The 19,336-nt window shown below is 41.1% G+C and carries 14 protein-coding genes; 7 read left to right on the top strand and 7 right to left on the bottom strand.

Going from position 1 to position 19,336, the window contains the following annotated elements:
- Positions 1 to 3: 3 nt before the first annotated feature.
- Positions 4 to 2,106 carry a M28 family peptidase gene (locus AS141_RS04710; RefSeq protein WP_057936476.1) on the top strand — a complete coding sequence of 701 codons (2,103 nt, stop codon included), beginning with the start codon at positions 4 to 6 and terminating at the stop codon, positions 2,104 to 2,106.
- 149 nt (positions 2,107 to 2,255) lie between these two features.
- Positions 2,256 to 2,561, top strand: a complete 306-nt coding sequence (locus AS141_RS04715; protein ID WP_057936477.1) for a DUF3784 domain-containing protein — start codon at positions 2,256 to 2,258, stop codon at positions 2,559 to 2,561.
- 94 nt (positions 2,562 to 2,655) lie between these two features.
- Here the strand turns inward: AS141_RS04715 and AS141_RS04720 are convergent, their stop codons facing one another.
- Positions 2,656 to 3,570 carry a helix-turn-helix transcriptional regulator gene (locus tag AS141_RS04720; RefSeq protein ID WP_057936478.1) on the bottom strand — a complete coding sequence of 305 codons (915 nt, stop codon included), beginning with the start codon at positions 3,568 to 3,570 and terminating at the stop codon, positions 2,656 to 2,658.
- Between the two features lie 133 nt (positions 3,571 to 3,703).
- On the opposite strand from AS141_RS04720, the gene AS141_RS04725 reads away from it, so the two are divergent.
- Positions 3,704 to 5,314, top strand: a complete 1,611-nt coding sequence (locus AS141_RS04725; RefSeq protein ID WP_057936479.1) for a hypothetical protein — start codon at positions 3,704 to 3,706, stop codon at positions 5,312 to 5,314.
- Positions 5,315 to 5,423: 109 nt separating this feature from the next.
- Here AS141_RS04725 and AS141_RS04730 read toward each other — a convergent pair whose 3' ends face one another.
- Positions 5,424 to 5,981 carry a hypothetical protein gene (locus AS141_RS04730; protein WP_057936480.1) on the bottom strand — a complete coding sequence of 186 codons (558 nt, stop codon included), beginning with the start codon at positions 5,979 to 5,981 and terminating at the stop codon, positions 5,424 to 5,426.
- A 366-nt stretch (positions 5,982 to 6,347) separates the two neighbouring features.
- On the opposite strand from AS141_RS04730, the gene smc reads away from it, so the two are divergent.
- The gene (gene smc, locus AS141_RS04735) at positions 6,348 to 9,887 is read left to right on the top strand and encodes a chromosome segregation protein SMC (RefSeq protein WP_057936481.1); all 3,540 of its coding nucleotides are present in this window, start codon (positions 6,348 to 6,350) and stop codon (positions 9,885 to 9,887) included.
- A 96-nt stretch (positions 9,888 to 9,983) separates the two neighbouring features.
- Here the strand turns inward: smc and AS141_RS04740 are convergent, their stop codons facing one another.
- Complete coding sequence (locus AS141_RS04740; protein ID WP_057936482.1) at positions 9,984 to 10,262, bottom strand: hypothetical protein; 279 nt, start codon at positions 10,260 to 10,262, stop codon at positions 9,984 to 9,986.
- Positions 10,263 to 10,518: 256 nt separating this feature from the next.
- Between AS141_RS04740 and AS141_RS04745 the strand changes: the two genes are divergently transcribed.
- Together AS141_RS04745 and AS141_RS04750 are read left to right on the top strand one after the other, a co-directional pair.
- Positions 10,519 to 11,025, top strand: a complete 507-nt coding sequence (locus AS141_RS04745) for a DinB family protein (RefSeq protein WP_057936483.1) — start codon at positions 10,519 to 10,521, stop codon at positions 11,023 to 11,025.
- A gap of 168 nt (positions 11,026 to 11,193) precedes the next feature.
- Complete coding sequence (locus tag AS141_RS04750) at positions 11,194 to 13,887, top strand: DUF7133 domain-containing protein (protein WP_057936484.1); 2,694 nt, start codon at positions 11,194 to 11,196, stop codon at positions 13,885 to 13,887.
- Between the two features lie 321 nt (positions 13,888 to 14,208).
- Here AS141_RS04750 and AS141_RS04755 read toward each other — a convergent pair whose 3' ends face one another.
- Entirely contained in the window at positions 14,209 to 15,228 is a 1,020-nt protein-coding gene (locus tag AS141_RS04755) for an aldo/keto reductase (RefSeq protein WP_057936485.1), read from the bottom strand.
- A gap of 317 nt (positions 15,229 to 15,545) precedes the next feature.
- On the opposite strand from AS141_RS04755, the gene AS141_RS04760 reads away from it, so the two are divergent.
- Positions 15,546 to 16,421 carry an aldose 1-epimerase family protein gene (locus tag AS141_RS04760; RefSeq protein ID WP_057936486.1) on the top strand — a complete coding sequence of 292 codons (876 nt, stop codon included), beginning with the start codon at positions 15,546 to 15,548 and terminating at the stop codon, positions 16,419 to 16,421.
- Positions 16,422 to 16,476: 55 nt separating this feature from the next.
- On the opposite strand, the gene AS141_RS04765 is transcribed toward AS141_RS04760, so the two are convergent.
- The 3 genes from AS141_RS04765 to AS141_RS04775 form a co-directional block, all read right to left on the bottom strand.
- Positions 16,477 to 17,121, bottom strand: a complete 645-nt coding sequence (locus AS141_RS04765) for an NAD(P)-dependent oxidoreductase (RefSeq protein WP_057936487.1) — start codon at positions 17,119 to 17,121, stop codon at positions 16,477 to 16,479.
- 191 nt (positions 17,122 to 17,312) lie between these two features.
- The gene (locus AS141_RS04770) at positions 17,313 to 18,401 is read right to left on the bottom strand and encodes a DUF6807 domain-containing protein (RefSeq protein ID WP_317043013.1); all 1,089 of its coding nucleotides are present in this window, start codon (positions 18,399 to 18,401) and stop codon (positions 17,313 to 17,315) included.
- A 52-nt stretch (positions 18,402 to 18,453) separates the two neighbouring features.
- Positions 18,454 to 19,332: a sugar phosphate isomerase/epimerase family protein gene (locus tag AS141_RS04775; protein ID WP_057936488.1), complete on the bottom strand. Its 879-nt coding sequence runs from the start codon at positions 19,330 to 19,332 to the stop codon at positions 18,454 to 18,456.
- Between the last annotated feature and the right edge of the window lie 4 nt (positions 19,333 to 19,336).

Genomic DNA, 19,336 nt, shown 5'->3' on the forward strand with positions numbered 1-19,336 from the left:
AATATGACCAAAAACAAACCTATTTTAGGAATTGCTCTCGTTATTGGCTTAACCTTTTCAGCAAAGGCCCAACACGTGACGGGTTTTTTTCCGCAGGATAAAAGTAAAGAGGTTGCTATTGAGAGCGAATATCTCAAAGCTGTCGATTATGACCAATTTAAAGTTCACCTGAAAGAACTGACGAAAGCACCACACATCGCAGGAACCCCCGAAAACGAAGACGTTGCTACCTATATAACCAAGGTGATGACGGATGCGGGAATGGATGTGACCTCCTACCCTTATGATGTGTATTTGCCAAATGAACCGGGCGAATCGCTTTTGGAAATAGTAACCCCTAACAAAATCACCTTATCCCAACAGGAAGGTCCAATCGAAGGCGACCCGTTTTCTACTGACTCCCGACTGCATAAAGGATTCAATGCCTACTCGGGATCTGGAGACGTCACTGCTGAAGTGGTCTATGCCAATTATGGGGTCAAGGCCGATTTCGAAAAACTGGCTGAAATGGGAGTCGACCTGAAAGGCAAAGTCATAATAGCTAGATATGGTGGAAATTTCCGGGGCTATAAAGCGCAATTTGCAGAACAATATGGAGCTGCTGCATTGATCATTTATACAGATCCGGAGGACTCAGGATTTGGAAAAGGAAATGTGTATCCTGAAGGACCTTTTTACAATGAAACTACCATTCAGCGAGGTTCTTTGTTGACGCTGGACTACACGGGAGATCCGTTGACTCCCTTCGAACCTGCCCTTCCGTTAGATGGGGATAAAAAAGTGAAGAGACTCGATCCCAAGGATGTCGCTTTTCATACAATTCCTGTTTCGCCGATTGGTTATGGCGCTGCCAAAGAGATCTTAAGCCGAATGAAAGGCTCTTCAGTTCCTGAAGAATGGCAAGGTGGGTTGCCCTTTGAATATAAGCTCACTGGAGGTTCTGAGCTGAAAGTACGTGTGAAAGTGGAACAACCTGTGGACTACATCAGAGCCAATAATGTAGTGGGCAAATTCGAGGGTAGTGAATTTCCTGATGAGTGGATTATATTGGGAAGCCATTACGATGCCTGGAGTTTTGGAGCGACTGACCCCAATTCAGGAACGGCAATGATGCTCACACTCGCAGAAGCTATCGGAGAATTAATTAAAGATGGGGTGCGCCCAAAAAGATCAATCTTAATTGGGCATTGGGATGCTGAGGAACAAGGTGTGATCGGTTCTACAGAATGGGTGGAGCAGTTTAAGGATGAATTAGGGGCAAAAGCTGTAATCTATATGAATTTTGACGCAGGGGTATCTGGAAGAAATTTTGGGGTTTCCGCTGCTCCTACCTTGAAAAATCTGATTATTGAAGCTTCAAAAGAAGTCGCTTATCCGGATTCTGCCAAGTCAGTGTATGAGGTTTGGGCTGGTAAAAATGAAGAGCCAAGGATCGGAAATCTGGGTGGTGGATCTGATCATATTGCATTTTATATGTATGCTGGAGTTCCAAGTTTGAGTGGTGGTTCTGGAGGTACTTCAGCTTACCACTCTAACTATGACAACTTCCACTATTACAGCAAGTTTGTAGATCCGACATTTAAGATGGGCGGAACTGTAGCTTCGGTTATTGGCGTGCTTACGCTCAGGCTGGCAAATGCAACAATCATTCCTTATGATGTTCCAAGATATGCTCAGGACTTGAAGATGCATTTTGATAATGCAGTCAAAGCAGTAAAAGAATTGGATTCTTTATTCGTATCGTTTGACAAAGTGGATGCGGCCATTGAAAAATTACAAGCAAGTTCGGATGCTTATCAAACAGCGATGAATGCTGCTCTTGAATCAGGAAACCTTTCTGAAAAACAGATTCACACTTTAAATAAGGGTCTTATTGCTTTGGAGAAAAGCTGGATTGATCCCAAAGGAATGTATTTTGGCAGCTGGTATAGATCATTATATGTGAGTACTGATCCCTTCTCCGGATATGCTTCATGGATTTTGCCGGGAATAAAATATGAAGTGGAAACCAAATCAACTGCACGTCTGGAGGAATGGGATTCCCGCTACGCTAAGGCTATTTTAGATCTCAGCAAGAAAGTGGATAAAATGACTAAGAGTCTTTAATGAGACATTAGTTAATATATTCAGGATAAGAAAAGGGCTTAGATTAATTTCTAAGCCCTTTTATTCTCTCTACATTCTTTAAATGCTTGCATCCCAAAATAAATAGGTATATTAATTAAGCAATTTTGATATTTACCAATGCAAACAGGATGGAAACAATTTATGTGGGCTTACTTTTTATCGCTTTTAGTGCGCTAATCAAATTTTTCCCCGGGCTTCTTGCTGGCTATAATAGCCTTTCCCATCGCGAAAAGGAGAATGCAAAAACAAATGGTTTACCCACCTTTGCATCCATTGTGTTGGCTGTTATGGGCATACTTTGCATAGGAGTGTATTTTGTGTCAAATTGGTCAGATTTGCCTTCCAGAATGGGGATTAACTATGTATCGATATCTCTTGCCGGAGCGATCATTTTGATCATATTTGGGAATAGATTTACCACTAATTCTAACTGAAAATCCACCTAATGAGCTATGCAACTCCCTATTTATCCTACTTGATAGTGCTAAGGATAGTCAGAGAATATTAGCTATGACCTTACAGTGTCGTTTAAACAAAGTTCGTCCGTGCTTTCTGCTCAGCTAAGTAAGCCTTCATCTCCTCGCCTTCTTCTACTTTTACTTCGCCTGGCAAGCCTAGAATAAACCTCGCCAATCCGGGTAACTGTGGTATTTCTCCATGAAAATAATATTGGTTCCTGTTCTTGATAGACATAAATGGTCTCGCATTTGGATGCTCTTCTAGCATAAGCTGGTATGCTTTTTTACTTAGTTTCAACTTGACCAGGAACAGGTTCTTTCCAGTAAACCCAAACAACTGGGTACCTGGTAACTGGTGTTTAGTTTCATATTTCCAATCTTCCTGACTCAAAACAACTTCACCTATTCGCTCGATTTTAAAAACTTTCATGCTTTTACTTGATGGTTCAAAAGCATGAATTGATTCATAGTTGGATGAAAAAGCCACTGGTTCTACCAAACGGTCACTTGTGGTATCTGAGCTAAGTGAATAATAATCCTTCAGCCAAACTTGTTTTTTTTGCTGAATACTTTGGCCTATTTCATCTACTAACCTACCTAAATTTGCCTTGAACAGTTGTTCTGTCCCCTGCTTGACTTCCGACCTGAGAGCCAACTTTTTCAAGAGAGAATCATGCAGAAGGTTGCCTTTTCCATGACTTTCAATTACAGATCGTAGCCATTGGCTTTCTTCCTGCGAAAAGGTACCGTAGTTCAAGGTCTGATCCATTCCTGGCCTGTGTTGAATCTTGTATTTGCTGAATTCCTTCACGACCTCAAAACCCAAAGCTTCCAGTAATTTGAAATAGCGATAAACTGTGCGTTCATCAGTCTCCAACAATTCGGCAAGTCTGTGTACAGGCTTGCCTATATTACTTTGTAGCAAATTGATCAATTTGAAAACGCGTAAAATTTTTTGCTGTTCGATTTTTCCGGACTGGCTCATAGTGACTTCTGGGATTTAGAAACTTAAAACTACAGAAATGAGCTAATAAACGTCAGTGATTGACATGAACTGTCAAAATTTTTATAGTTATTTTTTCTCCCTTCAAAGCAAAATTCCTTCTAATTTTAGCTTAATGAGCCCTAAGCAATCCAATTACTTTTTATCTACAAAACAATTTTCAGTATTCGCAGCTGGCATCACTTTCCTTCTTGCCTACTGGTATCTTGGCTACGACGGAATTACATTCAGTGATGACGTTTATTATTTACTTGCGGGCAAAAAATTCTGGAGCGGTTCAATGGAAGTGAATGATTACCATTTTTCCAGCCGTTGGGGAGCCTATGTACCTTCGGGACTGATAGGATTTATAGTTGGCTTTGATCCACACACAATCTCATTTGTTTCTTTTATAGCATACGCTTTGACGCTATCCGTATTAATCTGGGTACTCCCAAAATCCACACCTAGTTGGGTTTTGGTACTTTGGCTTTGTACGCAGGTATATTTTTTACATTTTCTGACGAAAGTTTATCCGGATAGTCTTCTGGTGCTTTTCACCTGCCTGATTCCCGCGGCCTCGTCGCTAAGAAGCATCCGGCCAATACTTTCAGGTTTTATCCTTGTCTTAAGCTTGTTTTTAGGTTTTTTGACAAAAGAGACAATCGTTCTTTTGTCCCCATTTCCCATACTTCTCCTTATTTTTGACTTTAGGAGCAGAGAACTTTCTAAACCGTTTTATCTGTCCATTTTGGTAACCGGAATTCTTCTACTTAGTCTATACTTAGGTTATTTCTGGATTAATTTCGGCGATCCGCTGCACCGTATCAGTTCTATTAATGCGGGCCATTATATCTCTGAATTCACCTATGCAGATAAAGGGTTACTGTCAATTCTGAAAAGACTAACCACTTTACCGATTATCACTTTCATAGAGCGATCTTATTGGCCATGGATTGTATTTGCTATTCCTGGGATTGCTTTGGGTTTGAAGTCTAGGGATACTCCGGCACTTGAGTTTTCGCTTGCACTCCTGTGTCTATTGATAGGTTTTTGGTTTATGAGTTCTACGTTGGAGTTCTACAACCCTATTTACCTCAATCCAAGGCATCTGATTATCACCGTTCCTATTCTTTGTGTGTTGATTTCCTTTGGGTGGAAAGAATGGCAAACCTCCAAAAGATGGAGAACCTGGATACTTGGTTTACTGGCTCTGGGAGTTGTGATTAGCTTAGCACAGATGGATTGGAAAATGGCAGGATTCCAACTTGCATTGGTGGGTGCCGTATCTATTTATTATTCCAAATTTCAGCCTATAGTTTTCGTAGGTATTCTTGTTGCTCCAGCTTTTCTGGCTATTCCGTATCAAAAGAATCTCAAGCAGTACGAATCCTTGATTGAAACGTTAAGTAAAGAAATTCAATCTACCGGTAACCAATCGATTTTATTGACCAATGATTTTCTGGAATTCAGTGAGCTGGTGCTTTTCCCTGAAGATGAAATCAGTCAAAAAAAGCTCAATGGATTAGAGAGTCATTTAAGCTGGGATAAATCCAAAACAGATACTGTTAAGCTTGTGCTGTACTCCTATTATCGGCACGCCTATCCTCAGGAACAAGAGGAAATTGACAGGGTATTAACCTGGCTTGAAAAACGGGGATACACCTTGCAGGGAGAAGAAAATAACGGAGTGATATGGAAGGGGATCTATGTTAGAAATAAACGTTCGGCACCGTCACCTCTTTGATAAATTCTCTGCTGCTCTTGTCTTCACCAACGGTTTCGAAGACCTGATTTTCCGAAAGTGAGTTACTCATTAGATCTTTTTAGGAAAATCAACCACAATGTTCACTTCCTTAAAAGTGCTTTCTATCCAAAATTTCCTTCAGCACTACAGCATCTTTGATGGATTGTGGGTTTTTGAGCATACGTGCGTAACGGCTTTTTCCGGTATTAAAAGGCTCCACTACCGCTTCTTTTAAGGATGGGATTTCAGGAATTCCCTTGGAAGTCTTGGTTAGATCGGATTTCGCTTTCTCAAAAGCTCCCTGGTAATGCTCGATCTCCTCATCGTCTTCCTCCATTTTTTTTGTAGGAAATCTCTTTACCGCAGGAGCTGGATCTGCTCTCCATTCAGGTCTTACGACGGGCTCAGCTGTACGCTCGTAGTCTATCGGTTTAGGTTGATCAGCCGAAACTGGCTGCATTCTTGGCTTTTGGGCTTCTACAGGCTTTGGCTTCTGTGCATCACGGATTTCACGCAGCAAATCCTCAAAGGAAACAGGCTTCTGATCAGACTCATCTACCATTTCCTGCGGCTCATCATTCTGATCTTTTTTCCTGCCTCTGGTTGCCTGGTAAATAAAATATGCCAATATGGCAACGATATAAAGTATATTTCCTAATCCATCCACAGTCCCAAGTTAATCCATTTCATTTAGTATTGCATAGTTTTTTACCGCGAAGTTCGTGAAGGGTGACGCGGAAGCGCAAATTGATTGTTTGTCATCATAAAGAGTAAGTAAGCGGTATTTAATATCCAGCAATCCCTTGATGAAATTTAATTAATTAGATTAAATCCCATCATGGTGTAAAGAGAGAATACATTTCTTTATCAACTTGACAATTAAACTTTGAATTTGATAATTGGATACTTTACAAACCTGACTACTTCGACCGAAAACTGATCACTGACTTTTTCCTCTCAGCAATCCATCAAATCTTTGGACAATCTCACAAATGATCTTATTTTGTTCATTATTTAAGACAATTTAAAAAGGATGCTGCTCAGTAAGCTGGAGATCAAAGGATTTAAGAGTTTTGGGGATAAAATGGTGATCAACTTCGATAAGGGAATCACTGGTGTGGTTGGGCCAAACGGCTGTGGTAAATCCAATGTGGTGGATGCTATCCGATGGGTGCTCGGCGAGCAAAAGACACGCATGCTTCGCTCCGATAAGATGGAGAATGTGATTTTTAACGGTACTAAAAACCGGAAAGCATCCAATCTTGCCGAAGTCTCACTCACTTTTGAAAACACCAAGAACCTACTTCCTACTGAATATACCTATGTCACCGTAACGCGGCGCTATTACAGATCCGGTGAAAGTGAATACCAAATCAACGGGGTCACCTGTCGCCTAAAGGATATCACCAATCTCTTTATGGATACGGGGATCAATTCAAACAGCTATGCCATCATCGAACTAAAGATGATCGATGAACTCCTCAATGACAAGAATAACTCACGAAGGGATTTGTTTGAGGAAGCTGCCGGAATTTCAAAATTCAAAAACAGAAAGAAGGAAACGCTCCGGAAACTCCAGGATACAGATGATGATTTAGCACGTGTGGAAGATGTGCTTTTTGAGATAGATAAAAATCTAAAAAGTCTCGAAAAGCAGGCAAAACAGGCGTCTAAGTACTTTGAGATCAAGAAGGATTACAGAACCGCAAGTATCAATCTGGCAAAGAAAAGTATAGAGAAATACAGTAAATCGCTAATAGAGGCAAATTATAAGATCCAGGAAGAGGGTGATAAAAAGCTAACCCTACAAACACAGGTAGCAGATCAGGAAGCTCTTCTCAGCCAGTTAAAGGCTGATTTGATCCAAAAAGAAAAATTGCTTTCCAGCCGTCAAAAAGCACTGAATGAACATGTAAACAAGATCAGGGCTTTTGAGTCGGAAAAGAAAATCAAGAATGAACGCCTGAGATTTTTAGAAGACAGATCCCAGAAACTTCGGGAACAAATAGATGCAGACCGAAAATCAAATGATCGTGCGGGCTTTAGTATCAGATCTTTGCAGCAAGAAAAGGAATCTGCGGAAAAGATGCTTGCCGAGAAGGAAATGATTGTTTCAGAGCTGCGTGAAGCCTACGAAAACCAAAAAATGATCCAAGCCGAAAAGCAACAGGCCCAAAAAACGATCAATCAAAATTTCGAAGCACTTAAGGAAAAAGTCTATCAGCTAAGTAAAGACATCGAGATAAAACAAATACAGCTTTCTACTCTTAAGCAGGAATTGGAAAGAACTTCCAGTGATGACTCTAGTCAGGAAGCAAGTTTGGTGGATTTCGAAGAGAAACTGATCACATTGAAAGCTGAGCTCGATGAATCAACTAATGGGTATCAGGAGTTAAAAACAAAGCAGGAAGAACTGGATCAAAAAATCGAGGAAACCAATCGCGTGATTGAAATGATTAGGGAAGAACTGACCCAATCGTCACGTAAGCTCGACTCAAAGACCAACGAATACAACCTCACCAAATCTCTGGTGGAAAATCTGGAAGGTTTTCCTGAAGCAATTAAATTCTTGAAGAAAAATTCAAGCTGGGGAAAGGATGTCCCGCTCCTTTCGGATTTGCTGACCACATCGGAGAAGTACAGAGTAACTATTGAGAATTACCTGGATAGCTACATGAATTATTATGTGGTAGAGACAGAGGTGCAGGCAATTTCTGCCATTCAGCTACTGAGTGATTCTGCCAGAGGAAAGGCTAATTTCTTCATATTGGAGCATTTTGAGCGGTTCAAGCCGAGTCAAAACAAGCTTTTTGCCAATGCAATCGCAGCTACAGAGATTATTGAATTTGATGTTAAGTATTCCCGCCTGATCAACTTCATTTTGGATAATGTGTACATAGTCCAAGGTGAGCACAGAGATTTTCCTCAGGATAATGAGGCAGTCTTCATCTCTGAAAACGGTAAGTACACCAGGCGGAAATTCAGTATTTCAGGGGGCTCTGTGGGGTTATTTGAGGGGAAAAGAATTGGACGGGCCAAGAACTTGGAGAAGCTGGACAAGGAAATCAAAGAACTTAACAAGAAAGTCAGCAGCACCAGGAATAACCTGGACAATAAGCTTTCTGAACTGATGAAACTGAAGGAGATCAGCTATAAAAAAACATTGGAAGAGTGGCAAAATAAGATCAATGCCATCAACCAGGACTTCGTTTCTGTGCGCACCAAAAAGGAGCAGCTTGCCGAATTGCTCAGTTCCAATGCTAATAAGCGGGAGGATATTCTGGATAGAATCGCTTCTATCGAAGAGAGTCTGACCGAGATTCAACCACGGCTTTTTGATGAACGGGCTGAGTTTGAAGCTATGCATGATGAATTGGAAGAACTTAACGAATCCTATGAAAAGGAATCTGTATTGCTGTCCGAAAAATCCCAGGCGTTCAATGCTGAAAACATACTTTATCATCAGCATCTTAATCGTGTGACAAGCTTGGATCAGGAAATAGAATTCAAGCAGTCGGCCTATGAGGGGTCAAAGGAACGGATAGAAAAATCACAAACAGAACTTTCGCAGCTGGACACAGAAGTCAAATCCTTGCTTGACAACAATGAGGTGAAGGATGATGAGTTGATCGAACTGTATTCAGAAAAAGAAGGCATAGAAAAGGGTGTTCAGGAAGCTGAAAAGGATTATTATGCTTCTCGTGGATTTATTGACGAGACCGACCAGAAGATCAGGAGTTTCCAGAAATCGAAGGAAAGTTATGATCAGCTGATTCATGAACTGGAGAATGCGGTGAATGAAATCAAGCTGAAAATGACCGGAATGAAAGAAAGACTCAGTGTAGAATTCGAACTGAACCTGGACGAGCTGATGGAGGAAAACTCTGAAATCGACGAGGAATTCCGAGAATTTGCCGAGGAGAAGTTACGTGAACTTGTAAGCAGGCAAAAGGAGAAACTTGATAAAATAGGCCCGATCAATCCAATGGCGATGGAAGCCTATGATGAGATAAAAGTACGGTATGACTTCATCACCTCGCAGAAGGAAGATTTAATCAAGGCTAAAGAATCACTGTTGACCACGATTAAGGAAATCGATTTAGTAGCAAGGGAGACATTTTTGGATGCTTTTGCAAAAATCAAAGAGAACTTTATCAAAGTGTTCCGTTCACTGTTTACCGAACAGGATGATTGTGACTTGACTCTGGTAGATCCCAGTAATCCTCTGGAATCTGCAATCGAGATTATGGCCAAACCAAAAGGGAAGCGGCCATTGACAATCAACCAACTTTCAGGCGGAGAGAAGACGCTTACCGCTACTTCCCTACTCTTTTCTATCTACCTGCTAAAGCCTGCTCCTTTCTGTATATTTGATGAGGTTGATGCGCCATTGGATGACGCCAATATTGATAAGTTCAATCAGATAATCCAACAATTCAGTGGTGAGTCGCAGTTTATCATAGTGACCCATAATAAACGTACTATGGCCAGCACGGATATTATATATGGGATCACCATGATCGAAGCAGGAGTTTCCAGGGTTGTTCCGGTTGATCTAAGGGAGTTGGTTTAAAGTGATGTCCCTCCTTCTCTCGGATCCCGATGATTTCCCCAAGATCTATTGACAAAGGTCATTTTCCAAGAAGTAAAAAGCTCTTCCAAATACTTTTTACCCAGTTTTTTCTTGCAGGGATGCGATGTTGTTATCTGTATAATATTTATCCCGGTACTCTTGAAATTCCTCCTCCAGGGCAGAAACCAGAGCGAGATTACTATCTACATTTTGCCACATTTCGGGCAATTTCTTCTCCAAAAGCCCTACTCCTAAATTGATATTATCTGCCTCTATCTTGGATATTTTTTTCAGAACAGATGTTTGACTGTTCCTCAAATCCTCAAATTCCCTAAGGATTTTATCCATCATTTCCATTTTCTCTAATTTATCCATTGTTCAATTAGTTAGGTTATAGGTTTAGCTACGCATAAAATATACCGCAATGGTTTTATCCCCTAATAATTTCCAGTCTTTAAAAAATGCTATGAAACTTCCCTTGTCTTCTAGAGTGAAATAATAATCCTAGCTTGGATCCAATAAAAAAGTTGATTTCCAGAAAATACCACCTAGAGTACAGGCAGATTTTTGAAGTTCAGAAAAGTTATTTGAATTTTATTGGCATTCTATTTTTATTTTAAATTTACCTGAAATGAGATCTCAACCTGAAGTATGGCTAAGAGGGCCAATTGATAAGTTTCCGCTGGATCTTCAACCTGTAGTACATGCCATTTTGCAGGCGCAGGAAGAAATTCATGTGTTAATGAAGGGTTTTCCTGTTGATTTGCTTTGGGAAAAACCTGCAGGGATGGCCAGTCCTGCCTTTCATCTGCAACATATCGCAGGAGTGCTGGACCGAATGGCTACGTATGCCAAAGCTGAGACCTTAAGTGAACAACAATTCAATTATTTAAAAGAAGAGGGAAATGTAAAAACTGACATGACCGTGGAAAGTCTTGTGGAGCAGTTGGACATCGAGATTGCGGAATTTTTACAAATCATTTCCGCTATTGATCCAGGCACACTCACTGATTTCAGAGGAGTGGGAAGAGCACAGTTACCATCTACTGTGGGCGGACTTTTGTTTCATGCGGCTGAGCACACTCAGAGGCATTTTGGTCAGTTGCTGGTTACTGTGAATATCCTTCGAAAAAAGTGATTTTTTTGATGGTGATTTCAGACTTCTGATGCCGTCAAAACAATTTTTTGAATAAGAAAATCTATCAGATTTATTTTTTCGGTAATCTCATTCCCCCAAGAATCCTATAATTTGTAAATCCTTCTGCAAACGAAGTGACTTAATCATAAACCTATTTTAACTCCTCTAATGCAAATTCCTGTTAAACGAGTACTATTCTATAGTATTTCTCTTATTGTTCTTTTCAGTTGTACACCTGAAAAATCCCCTTTTGATGTTTCTCCGGCTGATTCTCTTGATCCAAAACGGGTGGAACAACCTTATCCTAGCATCAGTATTCCTGAAGATGCAGATCTGGAATCAGCAGTTTGGAAAGGCATAGACCTAAGTCCCCAGCCACCTGTGGTTCCAGTTTCTGCCAACGAACAATTGAAATCTTTTATCCTCCAGCCAGGCTATAAGCTAGAACCTATTCTTTCCGAGCCCCAAATCCGGGAGCCTGCAGCGATTCAGTTTGACGGAAATGGAAGAATGTATGTATTGGAACTGAGAACTTATATGCAGGACATTGATGCCAATGGAGAACTCATGCCTACTTCTAGAATATCGAGGTGGGAAGACCAGGATAATGATGGAGTATATGAAACAAGTGTGATTTTCCTGGATAGTCTTGTGTTTCCCCGCTATGTAGTCCCTTTTGGAAAAAACACTATTTTATCTATGGAGTCAAATGAGGATAATGTCTATAAGTACACTGATACAGATGACGATGGGAAAGCTGATAAAAAGGAGCTTTTTGCATCAGGACTGGGAAGATCTGGCAACGTAGAGCATCAGACCAGCTTCCTGACTTGGACTATGGACAACTGGATGTATAGCACCTATAATTCCCGGAGAATACGCTGGACACCAGATGGAGTCATCCAGGAACCTGCCGGAAACCCTTGGGGGCAATGGGGAGTCACTCAGGATAATTATGGACAGACCTGGTTTCAGGATGGAGCCGGTGGAGTACCTCAAAGCTTTCAGTTTCCACTGGTTTATGGCAATTTCGGAGTAAAAGGCCAATACAAAGATGGCTTTAGAGAACCGTTTAGCTTGGTTAAGTTGGCGGATTTTCAGCCTGGAATGCGCGAAACCAAACCTGATGGTTCACTTAATAATGTGACGGGATCTGCAGGAAATGATGTGTTTCGTGGAGACAGACTTCCAAAAGAAATTCAAAACAAATACTTCTACGGAGAACCTGTAGGCCGTATTGTCCGCCAGGTAAATGTGGAAAAATCAGAAGGGCTTTCTTACATCCAAAATCCGTACAGAGAAGCTCAAGCTGAGTTTATTCAATCTACCGATCCTCTTTTCAGACCTGTGGATATGGCTACAGCTCCTGATGGCACTATGTATATCGTAGATATGTATCGCGGAATCATTCAGCAGGGAAACTGGACTCAGGACGGTAGCTACCTGCGTACAAAAATCCAACAGTATCAAATGGATGACATCGCTGGAAATGGTCGAATCTGGAGACTGACCTACGAGGGTATGGAAAGAAACAAGGAAAAACCTGCAATGCTCGAGGAGACTTCTTCTGAGCTCGTGCGACATCTAAGCAATGCAAATGGCTGGTGGAGGGATAAGGCACAACAGCTAATTATCCTGAATCAGGATAAATCAGTGGTGAAAGATTTGGAAAACCTTCTAAATACTTCGGATAATGAACTGGCTCGTATTCATGCATTATGGACTCTTGAAGGGTTAAATTCTCTAAGTGTTTCCTTGATCAGAGAACTATTTAAAGATTCCAGTCCTCAAATGCGAATTCAGGCACTCAGGGCAAGTGAAAGCCTTTACAAGTATGGTGATAAAAGTTTGGCAGCGAACTATAGGAAAATGATCAAAGACTCATCTATAGATGTTGCTATACAAGCATTGCTGAGTGCTTATGTGCTGAATATTGAGCAAGTGGAAGCATTGATCAAAACATCCCTCCAAGAGAATCAAGCAAATGGAATCCAGGTAGTGGGGACACAACTCCTGGAACGGATGGCAAAAGAGAAAGAACTTGCTGCCACACAGTTTGACCCACAAGAATTGGCACTTTTCACTAAGGGAAAAAACATTTTTGATAGCTACTGCTCTACTTGCCATGGTGTCAAAGGACTAGGTACACCTACAGGGGGAGGCGAACTGATTGCACCAGCTTTCTCTGGTTCACCAAGGTTGATGGGACATCCGGAATACGCGGTAAAAACACTCCTACACGGACTGGCAGGGGCCCTTGACGGTAAAGAATATGAGGGGGTAATGATTTCCATGGAAAGTAATGATGATGAGTATATCGCTTCAGTGGTTTCCTATATCCGAAATGATTTTGGGAATTCAGGAAGTTTCGTGACTCCTGAATTTGTAGCCCAATTGAGAAAAGAAACTGAAGGAAAAGACGGAATGTATCAGTTTGATGAGCTTATTGAAGAAATCCCTAAGTCACTTACCCTCCAAGATAACTGGAAAATCACTGCCAGTAGTACAGCGCTGCAAGGTGTAGGCTCAACGAAGGACCCATCTTATGCTTTCAGCTTTAAAGGATGGAAAACAGACGGTCCGCAGCAGTCAGGCATGTGGTTCCAGATTGAGCTACCTGAAGAAAGAAACCTTACGGAACTTCAGTTTAATGCCGGCGAAAAAGAGTTTCCTAAAAACTATAATGTATCTATTTCTAATAATGGAACTAACTGGACTGAAGTTGCCAGTGGATCAGGCGTAAAAAGAATTAATTCCATTCAATGGAAGTCCGGCGAGAATGCAAGATTTCTAAGAATAGAAACAACTCAAAATGGTGAAGAGTCTTGGGCTATGAAGCAATTGACGCTATATGCTAGATAATATTAGGCAATAGTGATTGACGTTTCTTAAAAAAATATAATCCCCCAATGCAGATTTTCTTTATGCAATGGGGGATCTTTTTTTAGAAAACGAAACACTAAACCCATCCATCGGAATGTGGATGGGTTGTAAGCGACAATCGCGGAGGTAAGTTAAACTTGTGAAAGAATGTAATTACGAAAGGTATCAGGTGATGTCTCACCTATTGAACAACAAAGTAGTCATCTGACCATAGGATTGATGCTAGCAAAGTGTAGCGTGATGAAGTTGCCGGATTTAGATGTAGCTTGTTGTTTTAGCCAATAAAAAAGGGTGGGTAGTTCACTTTCTATAATTAGCCTGTCTCTCAACCATCCAACCAGGATACTGCTTAGCAAGCGGGCTTACTTCATCTATTTTCTTCAGATCCTCTTCGGTCAGGATGAGTTGGGTTGATTCTATATTGAGTCTTAATTGCTCCAAGGTTTTAGCTCCAATAATAGTACTGGTGACTCCCTGCTGTTGGCGTACCCAGGCGAGCGAAATCTGCGCAATAGTTGCATCGTGGATTTTTGCTAGATCCCCCATCACATCTACCAAATCATAAGCCTTCTCCTTGTCAATTGGAGGAAAATCGAATGTAGCTCTTCTTGAATCCGAATCTGCCCCTTCTCTGGTGAATTTTCCCGTCAAAAATCCTCCAGCTAAAGGACTCCAGGGAAAAATAGCCAAATCATGATCTACAGCCATGGGTACCAACTCATGCTCAATATCACGACTGACAGCTGAATAATAATATTGCAATCCGATAAACTTATGCCATCCTTTATAATATGCAATCGCCTGAGCTTTGGCGACCATCCATGCAGGCCAATTGCAAATTGCTATATACCTGACTTTGCCAGACTCCACAATGTCATTGAGAGACCGGACAATTTCTTCCAGTGAAGTAATTGGGTCTACCCCGTGTACATATAGAATATCGATGTAATCAAGCTGCAATCTTTTCAAACTGGCTTCAACTGAATTAAAAACATTATATCTGGATAGTCCTGCACTATTGGGTTTGTCTTTCATTTTCGCCAAAAGCTTGGTCGCTAGTACGATTTCGTCTCTAGGCACCTGGAGGTCGGTAAGTCCCTGTCCCAAAAGTTGCTCTGACTGTCCAAAAGAATAAACATTAGCAGTATCGATAAAATTGATGCCTGATTCTACTACGGCACTCAGCATTTCATTCACTTCCTTTTGCTGCAGCCTGCCTATTTGGGCCCACATATCCTCTTGTTGTCCCCCAAAAGTCATAGTACCAAAACATAGTTCGGAGACCAACAAGCCTGTGTTCCCGACGGTATTGTACTTCATCATTAAAATAGTTTAAAGTAGTGGTCATTAGATTGAGCAATTAAAACCAAAGACGTTCTAAAACAGTTGCCCAAAGCCAAAATTATTTTTAAAAGTTTTCAGTCCTTATCTTTAAGTTTGCTGTTGGGGGAAGTTCCGGACAATTTTACCTCAGAAACGCTGGCTTTTTCGATTGATCTGTCGAATTAAATGGCATGTATAAGCGGGCATCCACAGGAATTGTTCCTACAGTGCACTTTACTAAATTACCCTAGGCGCAAATCTGTTTAAAGCCCATGTTGTGATCCCACATCTTTTTCCTTACATCTTAATCTACTATGAATTTTACGCTTGAATCAACTGACCTTTCAGTCAAAATCAATCCAGTAGGAATGGAGCTAAGCTCTATTCAATCCAAAACTACAGGTCTTGAGTACCTCTGGCAGGCGGATCCAGCTATATGGAAAGGGCATGCGCCTGTATTGTTTCCGATAGTTGGGGCCTTAAAGGGTGGATATACAACTATAAACGGAAAGAAATACGAAATGCCCAAACATGGGTTGGTACGTAATTCTTCCAAACCAAAGCTGATTTCACATACGAACACTACGCTTGCTTTACGATTAACATGGGATGAAGAATCTCTTCAGAAATATCCTTATAAATTCCAGTTGGATATGGTCTTTTCTCTTGTAGGGAATACCCTCACGATTAAACATATTGTCACAAATCAAAGTGATGAAAGCATGCTGTATTCTATCGGTGGTCATCCTGCTTTTAATTGCCCGTTGCTTCCGGATGAAAAATATGCTGATTATTCAATTGAATTTGCGCAGCCGGAAACGGATGCTACATGGCTCATTGATGAAGCTGGACTGATAAAGAATCAGACTAAACCTTTTCTTGAAAACAGCTCATCAATCCATTTGAGGGGGAGTCTATTTGATGATGATGCCTTAATTTTCAAGTACCTCAAATCACGGGAAGTAACGCTAAGGCACCAAAGTAAAGGAGCTATTTTATCCGTTCAGTTTGAAGATTTTGAATACCTGGGAATCTGGGCAAAACCAGGTGCCCCCTTTGTTTGTATTGAACCCTGGTTGGGCATTGGTGACAGTTCTGATTCAAACCAGCAATTTGAAGAAAAAGAAGGGCTTCTGAATTTGGAACCTAACCAAAGCCATGTGAAAACCTACTCAATTACAATTCTCTAGAAGAAGAAAGATTTTAACAAAAGGCGTAGTGAGTACTATGCCTTTTGCCTATTTTCTACTGGTTGGCAATAAACGGAGCTTGCTTGAAAAAGCGTCTAGCTGACAATTGATCAATTAGAAATCTGGCCAAACTTGTTGCTGAGATCTGATCACCCGGACAATCTTCAAGTGAGACATTGATTGGCTTGTTCTCCTCATCCATAGTTATTAAAGGTACCCTTACCAAAGTCCAATTCACCTCACTCCTATTTAGTAGTTCATATTCGAGCTGTTTATCAGCCGTTGAATTAGGAAAATTATCATACATCCACGCGGTGGATGCTTTCGTAGAAGTCCCTTTTTGGTCGCCTTCTACATCTACATTGATTCCTGATGCTACCACATACCGAGTGATTCTATGCAGCTTCATCGCTTGTAGTACATTCGATGTTCCTTCAGAGGAAATTGTATGCTTACTTGGAGGCAAGCCCCAGCCCAAAGTACTGATCACTGCGTCACAATCTTCCACCAACTCATTGACAGTTGATTGATCCAGAGCATCACCTATAATCACTTCAATTTGAGGATTGTGTAGGGGTACTCGATCTGGATTTCTTACAAGCATCTTTATTTGAAAACCTGCTTTAACAAGTTCTTTGATAAGGAATTTTCCTGATTTTCCTGTTCCGCCGATTACGGCTATTTTATTATTTACAGTCATGGGATTCTTTATAAAATGTGATAAAAATATACCCCGACATCTTCCCTAAATGGAAATGTTTTCCATTGCTTTTTGCAACAGATTGGGGAGTTCAACTATTTTATATAGAGATCTTAATAGGTCAAACTTAGCACTAAAAATTGATTTAAAAAATAGAGGGAGCTAGACTCTAGCCTGCTCCCTCCTGTTAGTTATTTCGCCCACTCTATATAATCCTGATTGACTTGACCATCGAGCACACGCTCGTTGGAATAAACGATGATTCTATACTTGAATGTCGCTGATTCACCTTTTCCCAGTTTGAAGTTAAGTTCTTCCTTGCCATCACTAAGTGCTTTTTGGCCAAGTGGGTTTGCTGCAAATAGCCCATAACCTCTTGCATGCCAGTAAGTGGGATATCCTGGGTTGGAAGGGAAATCAAGGATAGCAACAGAAATGTCCTCATTGTTGATCTTACCTGTAAGACTTACCCAATCTCCCCTGGTTCCCCAAACATCATGGCCTTTCACTCCTTCGCTACTTAGATACATTCCGGTGATTCCCTCGTTATTCATCGTCGGTACGTCAGTTGCTTTGCCAGATGCATCTGTGAAAATTTCAGGCTTATCAGATGGATGCTCTAGTTGCCTCGCGGTCCGAAGACCAAGCATACCTTCTTTATTATCCGTCAACTTCACTTCCCCGTTAGGAGCAGTGAGTGTAGCTATTCTATCGATGGTTCTTTGATCATCTTTTCCCCTGAATATAAAAGTTGTATTCTCTGTTAAAAGCACTTCTCCTTTACTGTTCACCCAATCCAGGCTCACTTCCAATATGCCTTCTTCATTACCGCTTTTCACAGACTTGATTGACTTGTGTACGATATGTCCATACTTCGTTTTGTCTTTGATTGCAGCCGAATTATTCCAGAAGTCAAGACCATTCACATCTCCATAGTTGAACCAAAGCCCCAGATGATGGGGATGGTCCACGCGTTCTCCCGGTCTAGGTGTGATTGGCCATCCACGAGTTATGGCATTTCCATTGGCTGTATTAATTGGATACAGAACTGGTTTTTCAAGAGAGTCCGGGTAGATATAGGAAGTGAAAAACTTCCCGTCAATAAGGACATCCACTTTCTTCGCTGCATCGTCTCTGACCAACTCTATTCTATCTTTCATTTCTTCGGCTTCTTGTTCTTTTTTTACTTCTTTGGTTGAAGAATTGCATGCAAAAGATACTGTAGATAAGATCATTACAGCTAGGTAGGTAAAGTATTTTTGTCTATTAAAAATCCACATATCATTTAAGGTTACTTGTAAAATTATTAAGAGGTAAATGATTCAAAACCTATCACTTATTCTCCTTCTTCAATTGGTTGAATAATGCTAACTGTTGCCCTAGTGCAGCCACCCGGTCAGCAGGCTCAGTTCTGGCTTCCATCAATATCCAGCCATCGTATTCGATGTCATTAAACAGCTTAAAAAGCGCAGGGTACGGGTAATCACCTTCATTGAATTCACGCACATGCACTGTGTCGCCAAACCATTTTTTTACCGAATTGAAATTAGCTTCCAACCCTGGGGGAAGAAGATCTTCGGCATTACAATTCCAGCATATCTTGACAGCAGGTTCAGTGACTTGCTCAAAGATTGCTTTCATATTCGGAAGTTCCTGGGTTAAATGTCCATGCACTTCCACCCTTACCAATTGTCCATAATCGGCAGCAAACTTTCCAACTTCATTGAAGGAAGCTGCAATCTGGGCGATGGTTTTTTCTTTAGGCACCTCCGCGGGAAGATTATTAGGCTTTACTTTAATTCCTGTTGCCCCTATGTCCTGGCATAGCTTTATGTATTCCTTGGTTCCTTCAATGTTTTGTCGAAGTACTGCGGGATCAGGGCTGTGATACTCAAAATTGCTTCCATATCCCAGACAAGTCACTTTGCTGTCCTTAAAGCGCTCCTTCACTTCTGCTCTTTGCGTGGTATTCAGGCTGGTTTCCACACCATGGGCATGCGCTGTACGAAGCTCCACTCCAAGCACTCCGGCTTTCTCACAGTTGGCAATAAGGGTGGGAAGATCCCAATCCCTGCCCCATTGGTAGGTCACCAAACCGAACTTCATCCGCGATTTTGCCATGGAAAAAGCATCCAATGGGAATTGCATTGCAGCCAAACTTAAACTTGCAGCGGCACTTTTCTGCATAAAAATTCTTCTGGAATTTTTCATAAAA

This window comes from Algoriphagus resistens, from assembly GCF_001442615.1.
Taxonomy (GTDB): domain Bacteria; phylum Bacteroidota; class Bacteroidia; order Cytophagales; family Cyclobacteriaceae; genus Algoriphagus; species Algoriphagus resistens.